The sequence below is a fragment of the Sulfitobacter sp. UBA4523 genome, assembly GCF_002388305.1.
Classification (GTDB): Bacteria; Pseudomonadota; Alphaproteobacteria; order Rhodobacterales; family Rhodobacteraceae; genus Sulfitobacter; species Sulfitobacter pontiacus.
The window spans coordinates 15760-25337 of record NZ_DGMH01000026.1; the positions used below are offsets into that span (position 1 = coordinate 15760).

Below are 9578 nucleotides of genomic sequence, written 5' to 3' on the forward strand. Positions count from 1 at the left end.
ACGTCGAGCAGCATGTCGATCTCTTCGGGCTCCGCATCGCCGCGCACCAAACGGTCCATCACGCGCATCATCCAGCCGGTCCCTTCGCGGCATGGCGTACACTGACCACAGGATTCGTGCTTGTAGAATTTCGCCAGACGCCAGATCGCCTTGATCACATCGGTGGAGTTATCCATCACGATGACCGCAGCCGTCCCCAGGCCCGAGCGTTGCTCGCGCAGGTAGTCGAAATCCATGATCGCGTCGCGCATCTGCGCACCGGGGATCATCGGCACAGACGACCCGCCGGGGATCACAGCCTTGAGGTTGTCCCAGCCGCCACGGATACCGCCGCAATGCTTTTCGATCAGCTCTTCAAAGGTGATGCTCATCGCTTCTTCGACGACGCAAGGATTATTCACATGACCCGAGATCGCAAACAGCTTGGTGCCCGCGTTGTTCGGACGGCCAAAGCTTGAAAACCATTCAGGACCGCGGCGCAGGATTGTTGGGACCACCGCGATGGATTCCACGTTGTTCACCGTGGTCGGGCAGCCATAAAGACCGGCCCCCGCAGGGAACGGCGGCTTCATCCGCGGCATGCCTTTTTTGCCTTCAAGGCTTTCCAGCAGCGCGGTTTCCTCGCCACAGATATAGGCACCTGCCCCGTGGTGCAGATAGATGTCGAAATCATAGCCGGATTTGCAGGCGTTCTTGCCCACAAGCCCCGCGTCATACGCCTCGTCAATCGCGGCTTGCAGCGCTTCGCGCTCGCGGATGTATTCGCCGCGGATGTAGATGTAGCAAGCATTGGCATTCATCGCGAAGCTTGCGATCAGGCAGCCCTCGATCAGCGTGTGCGGATCGTGGCGCATGATCTCGCGGTCCTTGCAGGTGCCGGGCTCGGATTCATCGGCGTTCACCACCAGATAGCTGGGGCGACCGTCGCTTTCCTTGGGCATGAAGGACCACTTCAGACCGGTGGGGAAGCCCGCACCGCCACGGCCCCGCAGCCCCGAGGCTTTCATCTGGTCGATGATCCAGTCGCGCCCGTTCTTGAGGATGCCCGCCGTGCCATCCCAATGGCCACGCGCCTGCGCGCCTTTCAGCGTGCGGTCGTGCATACCGTAGATATTGGTAAAGATGCGGTCTTGATCCTGAAGCATGAAGCTAACCTTTATGTGTCACGGCTGGCCGCGCGGGCCCGCCTCATCTGATATATATTGACCATCGCCCAGATCAGGGCTGCCAGCGCGGCAAAGTCGAACAGCAGCGCATAGCGTCCGGGCAAGCCGAACTGCGGCGCAAGCCATTGCGCCGCGATCCAAAGCAACATGGTGCCGGCAATGACAAGGCCGACCATCCGGCCCTTACGGGCCAGGGCGATTTCTTCCTTATCTGTCATTACACGGCATCCATGTCAGGCTCAGGTCTTTTTACTACGGGTGGAGAATTCGGTCTCTCCACCGGAGGCGAGGGTTTTGGCCTGCGCCATCCAGTCATCACGTTGAATACGGCCTTTGAACCGCACGCGGGCATCAACCCAAGCGATTTCATCCGCGGTCCATTTGGCGATCTGATCAAAGTGATAGATCCCCAGCTCATTCAGCGTTTGTTCAAGTTTCGGCCCTACCCCACTGATAAGCTTGAGGTTATCGGCACCGCCAGCGCGCGGTTTCTCCAGCGTTTCGGGGCTGCTTTCCACAGTACCCGCCGGAATATCCGCGATTCCCGAACGGGTCGAGGTCGCCCCCTTGACGGTGGCCGGTGCCTGCGGTGTTTCAGCCGGCGTTGGTTCTGGGATAGAGGCGACAGGTTCCGCCGCCGCTTCTGGCACGGGCACGGCAGTCGGAGCCGCCTTGGCCTGTGCAGGCTCGGCTGCGGGGGCTTCGTATTTGTAGCTGCCTTTGCGCGCAGCGAGTTCCTCTTGGCCCTTCAGTTTGGCCGTGGGCTTGATCCCCGAGAAAGCGGCGGGTTCGTCTTTGGCCGCTGGCGAGGTGCCCGCTGTCGCCTCTGACGCGGCACCGCCGACATCGGCCTCGGCCTGACCGCCGGTCGTGTCTTCGGGGCGAGTCTCTACCGTTTCGGTGGCAGCGGGTTCCGCTTCCAGCGTCGGCTCAGGCTCTACCTCGGCGTCGCTGGTTGGTGCGGCGCTGGCCGCCTGGGTTGTGGCCGCCGTTGCAGGGGCCGCCGCCGCCGCAGGGGCGCTGGCCGTCTGCATAGGCTCATCCCCAAGCGATCCGCACATGAATTTGGACAGGACCACAAAGGTCACAAGCCCCAGTATGATCCCGAGGAACAAGGAGGCGATAAAGCCCCAGCCGAAAACCAGCCAAAATAGCAACGCGAGGACAAGGCCGACCCCGGCCCCCCACCGCATGCAACCGCGTTTGCATTGCTCTTTTTGCGTCAAATCAGTCATGTCCGTCCCTTCGTTCGCCATTCAAGATGATCTATTATGTGTTATAGATACCATCTTTTGTGGCGCGCGACGAGAATTCTGTTTCTTCACCAGCAGCAAGCTTTTTCGCCTGTTCGACCCAGTTGTCGCGGGTCACACGACCCTTGAAACCTTCGAGGTTCTGATCCACCCAGGATACCTCGTTCGGGCCCCAGTCAGCGATCTGGCTAAAGTGGTAAAAGCCCATCTTGTTAACCAGCGCTTCGAGCTTGGGACCGATGCCCTTGATCATCTTGAGGTCATCCGCCGCGCCGCCTTCGGGGGCATCCAGCGTCTTGGGCTTGGTGGCCGCAGCATCCGCATTGGCCTCTGCAGATTTTGCAACCGATGCTTTTTTGGTGCCCGCGGTCGAGGCTTTAGGCGCAGGGGCCGGATCGCCGGGTGCGACGCTGCCTGCTTCGGGTTTGCCCACAGCTTCGGTGCCGTCAGCCTCCCCCGGTGCTTCGGAGCGTTGATCCGAGGCATCGCCCACATCACGTGGTGCGTCTTCCTCTGCGGCGGTACGACCGCCTTGGGCACCGTCAGGGCCTTCGGGTGGCATATTGTCATCCCGCGCAACAGGCTGTTCCTTGTCAGAACCGGCGCTGTCTGCACCATCTTTACCCTGCCAGGGCGCTGTCAGCGGCACTTCGGTACCATCGATGCGCTTGAGCGTGTCGCCGATGTCCACGGCCAGTTGTGCGCTGGCGTTGTATTGTGTCTTGCCGCTGTCGTGATCGGTCAGGCTGGTCAACCCGGACAGCGGTTCAGAGGCATAGCGCCCGTTCTGCGGGCCGGGTACAGGCACCTGCCCCGCCGCCATCTCGTCGATCATGGCGCGGAAGCCGTCGACGGTCAGATCTTCGTAATAGTCCTTGCCGATCTGCGCCATCGGCGCGTTCGAACAGGCGCCCAGACATTCGACTTCTTCCCACGAGAATTTGCCGTCTGCGCTGATCTGATGGGCCTTGGGCGCGATGCGTTCCTTGCAGACCTCGATCAGGTCTTCGGCCCCGCAGATCATGCAGGATGTCGTACCGCAAATCTGGAAATGCGCGACCTCGCCCACAGGCTGAAGCTGGAACATAAAGTAGAATGTCGCGACTTCGAGCCCGCGGATATAGGCCATGCCCAGCATTTCAGAGACATGTTCGATTGCAGGGCGGCTCAGCCAGCCTTCCTGTTCCTGCGCACGCCATAGCAAAGGGATGATCGCGCTGGCCTGACGGCCTTCGGGGTATTTCGTGATCTGCGCTTCGGCCCAGGCCTGGTTGGCAGGGGTGAAGGCAAAGCTTGTCGGTTGGTCAGGGTGCAAACGGCGCAGCATCAGATCAGGCTTTCGTTCTTGCGGAAACGGCGGGCGCCTCCGGCGGGAGTTTATTTGGCAAAATGAAGAGGACCCGGCTCAACGGTCGACCTCTCCGAAAACGATGTCCATGGTGCCGATGATCGCCGCGACATCCGCCAGCTGGTGCCCCTTGGCGACATAGTCCATCGCTTGCAGGTGCAGGTAGCCCGGCGCGCGCAGTTTGGCACGGTAGGGTTTGTTCGATCCATCCGCCACAAGGTAGACGCCGAATTCGCCCTTTGGGGCCTCGACAGCGCAATAGACTTCGCCGGCGGGGACGTGGAACCCTTCGGTGTAGAGCTTGAAGTGGTGGATCAGGCTTTCCATGTCGGTTTTCATCGCGGTCCGGCTGGGGGGCGTGATCTTGCCCCGCGCCAATACATCGCCCTGCCCTTCGGGCGCGCGCAGCTTTTCGATGGCTTGCTGGATGATGTAGGTGGACTGGCGCATTTCTTCCATCCGGACGAGGTAGCGGTCATAGCAATCGCCGTTCACACCGGTCGGGATCTGGAAGTCGAATTCATCGTAGCATTCATAGGGCTGCGCACGGCGCAAATCCCAGGCCAGGCCAGAGCCGCGGACCATCACGCCCGAGAAGCCCCAATCCTGGATGTCCTGTTCAGACACGATGCCGATGTCAGCGTTACGCTGTTTGAAGATCCGGTTTTCTGTCAGCAGCTGATCCACGTCGACCATGAAGCCCGACAGGAACTTGTGGGTCCATGCCTCGATATCATCAAGCAGCGCGGGCGGCAGATCCTGGTGGACCCCGCCGGGGCGGAAATAGGCCGCGTGCAGACGGGCACCGCAGGCGCGTTCGTAGAAGATCATCAGATCTTCGCGTTCTTCAAAGCCCCAGAGCGGCGGTGTCAGCGCACCCACGTCCATCGCCTGTGTGGTGACGTTCAGCAGGTGTGACAGGATGCGGCCGATCTCGGAATAGAGCACGCGGATCAGCGAGGCGCGACGGGGCACTTCGACACCGGTCAGCTTTTCGATGGCCAGACACCAGGCGTGTTCCTGGTTCATCGGTGCCACGTAATCCAGCCGGTCGAAATACGGCAGGTTCTGCAGGTAGGTGCGGCTTTCCATCAGCTTTTCGGTGCCACGGTGCAGCAGGCCGATATGCGGATCGCAACGTTCGACGATCTCGCCGTCGAGTTCGAGAACCAGACGCAGAACCCCGTGCGCCGCAGGGTGTTGCGGGCCGAAGTTGATGTTGAAGTTGCGGATCTTCTGCTCGCCGGTCAGGGCGTCTTCGAAACCTTTGGTGCCGTCCATCATTTACGCTCCAGCTCGGTCAGTTTGACGCCCATCCACCACAGAAGGGCGACGGTGCCCAAAGGCACGATACAGGCAACAGACCAGTATTTATTGATCCCGAAAAACGGCAACAGCTTGACCATCGGGATGATTGTGAGGGCAGAGAGTATGAACCACCACATGCCCCCCATTATTTTGCCTCCGGCTTTTCATCGCCCGGCAGAATATATTCGGCCCCTTCCCAAGGCGACATAAAGTCGAACTGGCGATATTCCTGAACGAGGCTCACGGGTTCATAGACCACGCGCTTTTCCGTCTCGTCATAGCGGACTTCGGTATAGCCGGTGGTCGGGAAATCCTTGCGCAGCGGGTAGCCGCGGAACCCGTAGTCGGTCAGCAGGCGACGCAGGTCGGGGTGGCCGGCAAAGATGATGCCGAACATGTCAAAGACCTCGCGTTCGAACCAGTTGGCCGACGGGTGGATATCGACGATCGAGGGGACCATATCCTCTTCGCGCGCGGCGACGCGCAAGCGGATGCGCTGGTTCTGGTACATCGACAGAAAATGATAGACGACATCAAAGCGTTTGGCGCGGCCCGGGTAATCCACCGCGGTGATATCCACCAGCGAGGAGAAACGGCAGGTCGCGTCGCTTTTGATAAATTCTACCAGACCGGGCAGATTGGCCTGGGTGACATCCATGTTCAGCTCGTCAAAGGCGATATCCCAGCCGAGGATACAGTCGGGGCGTTTCGCTTCGATATACGCGCCAAGTTCGTTCAGTTGTTCTGACATATCAGCCCCTTAGCGAACGATTGTGCCGGTACGGCGGATTTTGCGCTGCAGCTGCATGATACCATACAGCAACGCCTCTGCCGTGGGCGGGCAGCCGGGCACATAGACATCGACAGGCACGACACGGTCACAGCCGCGCACAACGGAATAGCTGTAGTGGTAATAGCCGCCGCCATTGGCGCAAGACCCCATAGAGATCACATAGCGCGGTTCCGGCATCTGGTCATAGACCTTGCGCAGGGCCGGTGCCATCTTGTTGGTCAGCGTGCCCGCAACAATCATCAGGTCGGACTGACGTGGAGACGCGCGTGGCGCGGTGCCAAACCGTTCCAGATCGTAGCGCGGCATCGAGGTGTGCATCATCTCGACGGCGCAGCAGGCCAGACCAAAAGTCATCCAGTGCAGCGAGCCGGTACGGGCCCAGTTGATGATGTCTTCGGTCGAGGTCAGCAGGAAGCCCTTGTCCTGCAGTTCCTTGTTCAGGTTCTGGGTGGCCACATCGCGGTCCATCCCGGCCACATTGGCCCCGGCGGCTGCTACTGCCATTCCAGTGCTCCCTTTTTCCACTCATATGCAAAGCCGGCGGTCAGCACGGCAAGAAAGACCATCATCGACCAGAAGCCGGCCATGCTCACGTCCTGAAAGGCCACGGCCCAGGGGAAGAGAAAAGCGATTTCGAGGTCAAAGATGATGAACAGGATCGACACGAGGTAGAACCGCACGTCAAATTTCATCCGGGCGTCGTCAAAGGCGTTGAACCCGCATTCATAGGCCGACACTTTTTCAGGGTCCGGGTTGCGCACGGCCAGCACGACGGCAGCCAGGATCAAAACAATGCCAAGGACAATCGCCACGGCTAGAAAAAGTAGGATCGGCAGGTATTCCCGCATCATGTCGTCCAAGGGGAAGCTCCTTTTGCGTATGCGACGCGCCACGCGCCCTGTCAGCCAAACGGCACTATTGGCTTTGGTCGGTTTACTCCGCTGTCCGGTCAGGGTCAACCGAGCCCGCCATATTTGCGTCATCCTGTCGAAGGGCGCGGCCCGCCCTGCCTGCGCCCGCGTGATTGGCGCTATTTTTCCAGCAGATCGCGGCTCTCGCGCCAGCTGTGCTGCGGCGCGAACCCCAGCAGGTCACGCGCCTTTTCGATGCTGTAGAATGTCTCGAACTGGCCCATATCGCGGGTCTGGCGCACGTCTTTATAGTAGCGATCAATCAAGTCAGACGTTTGTGCGGCGACAGAGGTGTCGGCATTGGCCACATTGAACACCTCGTAGCCCAAGCCGTCCACATCAAGACAGCGCTGCACCATCTGCCCCAGATCGCGGGCATCGATATAGGCGAAGATATTGCGCCGCCGTTGATCGGGGTCGTGAATGAAGCCGGGGAAAAGGCTGGCGTATTCATGCGGTTCGATCACGTTGTTGATTCTCAACCCGTAGATATCCGCCCCCGTGCGCGCCTGAAAGCTGCGCGCCGTCGCCTCGTTACAGACCTTGGACATGGCATAGCTGTCTTCGGGCACGGTCGGGTGCTCTTCATCGACGGGGATATAGTCGGGCTTGCGCTCCCCCTGGGCAAAGCAGACGCCATAGGTCGTCTCGGATGAGGCAAAGATGATCTTGGGCACCCCCGCCTTCACGGCAGCATCAATGACATGATAGGTGCCAAGCGTATTGACCCGAAACACCTCTGTATCCGACGTGATCAGGATGCGCGGCACGGCGGCGAAATGCACAACGGCGTCAAACCCCAGCACGCCGGTGCCCTTATCCAGTTCGCCCAGATTCATCAGACTATGCATCACATCATGCATCTCGCCCGCGTCGGTGATGTCGGCAATGCGGTTGTCAACGCCGGGGTGATCCAGCGGCTGCTGGTCCACGTTCAACACCTGATGCCCCTGATCCATCAGATAGGGGATCACATGCCGCCCCGCCTTGCCGCTGCCGCCGGTGAATAGAATACGCATGGGGGCCCCTTTTGCCGTTGATGTCGTGGCAAAGCCTAGAGCCTTGCCGCCCCGCTTCAACCCGTAACCCAGGCCGCCTTGCGCTTGTCGAAGAAGGCACCGATTCCCTCGGCCGCCTCTTCGGTTTCCCAGCGGTCGGCCAATGCGGCGATGGTATGGTCCACGACCTGCGCGTCGATCCGCGGTCCCAGATCCCGCGCGAGTTGTTTCGCCGCAGCCACGGCCCCCGGCGCACAGGACAGATAAGGCACGACCTCGGCCTCGATCGCAGCGTCCAGCGCATCCGCCGGCACGGCACGGGCCAGCAAGCCCAGATCGACCGCCTCTGCCGCGTCAAACAGACGGGCCGACATGAACACACGCCGCGCGCGCCCCTCGCCCATACGGGCCAGCACATAGGGGCCGATGGTGGCCGGAATGATCCCCAGCCGCGTCTCGGTGAACCCCATCTTCAACGTATCAACCCCGATCGCCACATCACAGACCGAGGCCATGCCGACACCGCCACCAAAAGCGTTGCCCTGTACCCTACCGATCAAGGGCTTGGGCAGCGTGTTCAGCGCGCCCAGCATCGTGGCCAGCTTGCCTGCCTCGGCCGAGCGTGTCGGCCCATCCATATCGCGCTGCGCCTGCATCCAGCCCAGATCACCGCCCGCGCAAAAGCTTTTGCCCGCGCCGGTCAGCACCACGACCCGCACAGCATCATCAGCGGCCAAGGCGGCGGCGGCCTGTGTCAACTCGGCTATCATCTGCGCGGACATGGCGTTGTGCTTTTCCTCGCGCGCCAACGTCAACGTCGCGACCCCGCGCGTGTCGGTCTCCAGTTTCAGTGTCTCGTACATCATCCTACCCTCATCCGCCGCGCCATCTCGGCGGCTTCCTCGATCACCGCCTGATCCAACCCGGTGTCATAGCCAAGCGCCACCAGATGCGCGTTGACCTTTTCCGTAGCAACATTGCCCGCAGCCCCCGGCGCATAGGGGCACCCCCCCAAACCGCCTACGGCGGCATCGAACACGCGCAGGCCCATGGACAGGGATGCATCGATGTTGTCCATCGCCCGCCCGTTGGTGTCATGGTAATGCCCGGCCAAACGCCCCACGGGCACCACATCGCGCACCGCCAGCAACATGCGCGCAATCGTATCCGGCGTGCCCGCCCCGATGGTGTCGCCAAGCGAGACCTCATAGCATCCCATAGAGAAAAGACGATCCGCCACTTCAGCCACCTTGGATGGCGCGACCGCCCCGTCATAGGGGCATTCCACCACACACGAGACATAGCCCCGCACCGGCATATCCACATGGCGTGCCTGCTCTAGAATCGGCGCGAAACGCTCGAACGCCTCCTCGATGCTGGCGTTGATATTCTTCTGACTGAACCCCTCACTGGCCGAGGCGAACACCGCGATCTCTCCCGCTTTGGCCGCGACCGCATCCTCGTATCCCCGCATATTCGGCGTCAGCGCGGCATAACGCACCCCCTCGACCCGAGCAATCCCGCCCAGAACCTCACCCGATCCGGCCATCTGCGGCACCCATTTGGGGCTGACAAAGCTCGCCACCTCGATCCGGGCAAAGCCCGCCTCGCTCAGGCAATCCACCAGCGCAATCTTGTCGCGCGTAGCGATCCGGGCGGCCTCGTTTTGCAGCCCGTCGCGCGGACCGACTTCGAAGATTTCAACACTCTCGGCCATCACCCCTCCTCCGGCACGGGATAGAACTCCTGCACATAGATGTCCTGCTCGCCGTCCCGCGCCTTAGCCCTCTGATAGGCGGGG

At 61.0% G+C, this 9578-nt stretch carries 12 protein-coding genes; all 12 read right to left on the reverse strand.

The genetic code is table 11. The features are described 5' to 3' along the window. On the reverse strand, positions 1-1145 hold a 1145-nt coding region (nuoF, locus tag B3849_RS07030; RefSeq protein ID WP_286779955.1), incomplete at its 3' end, for an NADH-quinone oxidoreductase subunit NuoF. Between the two features lie 11 nt (positions 1146-1156). After that, on the reverse strand, positions 1157-1384 hold the full coding sequence (locus tag B3849_RS07035) for a DUF5337 domain-containing protein (RefSeq protein ID WP_005853987.1): 228 nt from the start codon (positions 1382-1384) through the stop codon (positions 1157-1159). A 21-nt stretch (positions 1385-1405) separates the two neighbouring features. After that, complete coding sequence (locus tag B3849_RS07040) at positions 1406-2401, reverse strand: endonuclease (RefSeq protein WP_414718027.1); 996 nt, start codon at positions 2399-2401, stop codon at positions 1406-1408. Between the two features lie 34 nt (positions 2402-2435). Beyond that, positions 2436-3746, reverse strand: a complete 1311-nt coding sequence (locus B3849_RS07045; protein WP_005853991.1) for an NADH-quinone oxidoreductase subunit E — start codon at positions 3744-3746, stop codon at positions 2436-2438. A gap of 78 nt (positions 3747-3824) precedes the next feature. After that, positions 3825-5048 carry an NADH-quinone oxidoreductase subunit D gene (locus B3849_RS07050; protein WP_005853993.1) on the reverse strand — a complete coding sequence of 408 codons (1224 nt, stop codon included), beginning with the start codon at positions 5046-5048 and terminating at the stop codon, positions 3825-3827. Next, positions 5048-5221, reverse strand: a complete 174-nt coding sequence (locus tag B3849_RS07055) for a hypothetical protein (RefSeq protein WP_009824864.1) — start codon at positions 5219-5221, stop codon at positions 5048-5050. Before B3849_RS07055 ends, B3849_RS07050 begins: the two co-directional genes overlap by 1 nt. Beyond that, positions 5221-5826 carry an NADH-quinone oxidoreductase subunit C gene (locus B3849_RS07060; RefSeq protein WP_037944466.1) on the reverse strand — a complete coding sequence of 202 codons (606 nt, stop codon included), beginning with the start codon at positions 5824-5826 and terminating at the stop codon, positions 5221-5223. Before B3849_RS07060 ends, B3849_RS07055 begins: the two co-directional genes overlap by 1 nt. A gap of 9 nt (positions 5827-5835) precedes the next feature. Next, positions 5836-6372: a NuoB/complex I 20 kDa subunit family protein gene (locus B3849_RS07065; RefSeq protein WP_005853998.1), complete on the reverse strand. Its 537-nt coding sequence runs from the start codon at positions 6370-6372 to the stop codon at positions 5836-5838. Then, on the reverse strand, positions 6363-6728 hold the full coding sequence (locus B3849_RS07070) for an NADH-quinone oxidoreductase subunit A (RefSeq protein ID WP_005854000.1): 366 nt from the start codon (positions 6726-6728) through the stop codon (positions 6363-6365). The genes B3849_RS07065 and B3849_RS07070 overlap by 10 nt, the downstream gene beginning before the upstream one ends. Positions 6729-6898: 170 nt before the next feature. After that, a complete protein-coding gene (locus B3849_RS07075) occupies positions 6899-7798 on the reverse strand; it encodes an NAD-dependent epimerase/dehydratase family protein (RefSeq protein WP_286779956.1) in 900 nt (299 codons plus the stop codon). Between the two features lie 56 nt (positions 7799-7854). Then, the gene (locus tag B3849_RS07080) at positions 7855-8640 is read right to left on the reverse strand and encodes a crotonase/enoyl-CoA hydratase family protein (RefSeq protein ID WP_278424806.1); all 786 of its coding nucleotides are present in this window, start codon (positions 8638-8640) and stop codon (positions 7855-7857) included. Continuing rightward, positions 8640-9494: a hydroxymethylglutaryl-CoA lyase gene (locus B3849_RS07085; protein ID WP_286779957.1), complete on the reverse strand. Its 855-nt coding sequence runs from the start codon at positions 9492-9494 to the stop codon at positions 8640-8642. Before B3849_RS07085 ends, B3849_RS07080 begins: the two co-directional genes overlap by 1 nt. Between the last annotated feature and the right edge of the window lie 84 nt (positions 9495-9578).

Coding starts and splice junctions, on each gene's coding strand:
- B3849_RS07035 (WP_005853987.1), bottom strand. CDS start 1,384: ATGACAGATAAGGAAGAAATCGCCCTGGCCCGTAAGGGCCGGATGGTC.
- B3849_RS07040 (WP_414718027.1), bottom strand. CDS start 2,401: ATGACTGATTTGACGCAAAAAGAGCAATGCAAACGCGGTTGCATGCGG.
- B3849_RS07045 (WP_005853991.1), bottom strand. CDS start 3,746: ATGCTGCGCCGTTTGCACCCTGACCAACCGACAAGCTTTGCCTTCACC.
- B3849_RS07050 (WP_005853993.1), bottom strand. CDS start 5,048: ATGGACGGCACCAAAGGTTTCGAAGACGCCCTGACCGGCGAGCAGAAG.
- B3849_RS07055 (WP_009824864.1), bottom strand. CDS start 5,221: ATGGGGGGCATGTGGTGGTTCATACTCTCTGCCCTCACAATCATCCCG.
- B3849_RS07060 (WP_037944466.1), bottom strand. CDS start 5,826: ATGTCAGAACAACTGAACGAACTTGGCGCGTATATCGAAGCGAAACGC.
- B3849_RS07065 (WP_005853998.1), bottom strand. CDS start 6,372: ATGGCAGTAGCAGCCGCCGGGGCCAATGTGGCCGGGATGGACCGCGAT.
- B3849_RS07075 (WP_286779956.1), bottom strand. CDS start 7,798: ATGCGTATTCTATTCACCGGCGGCAGCGGCAAGGCGGGGCGGCATGTG.
- B3849_RS07080 (WP_278424806.1), bottom strand. CDS start 8,640: ATGTACGAGACACTGAAACTGGAGACCGACACGCGCGGGGTCGCGACG.
- B3849_RS07085 (WP_286779957.1), bottom strand. CDS start 9,494: ATGGCCGAGAGTGTTGAAATCTTCGAAGTCGGTCCGCGCGACGGGCTG.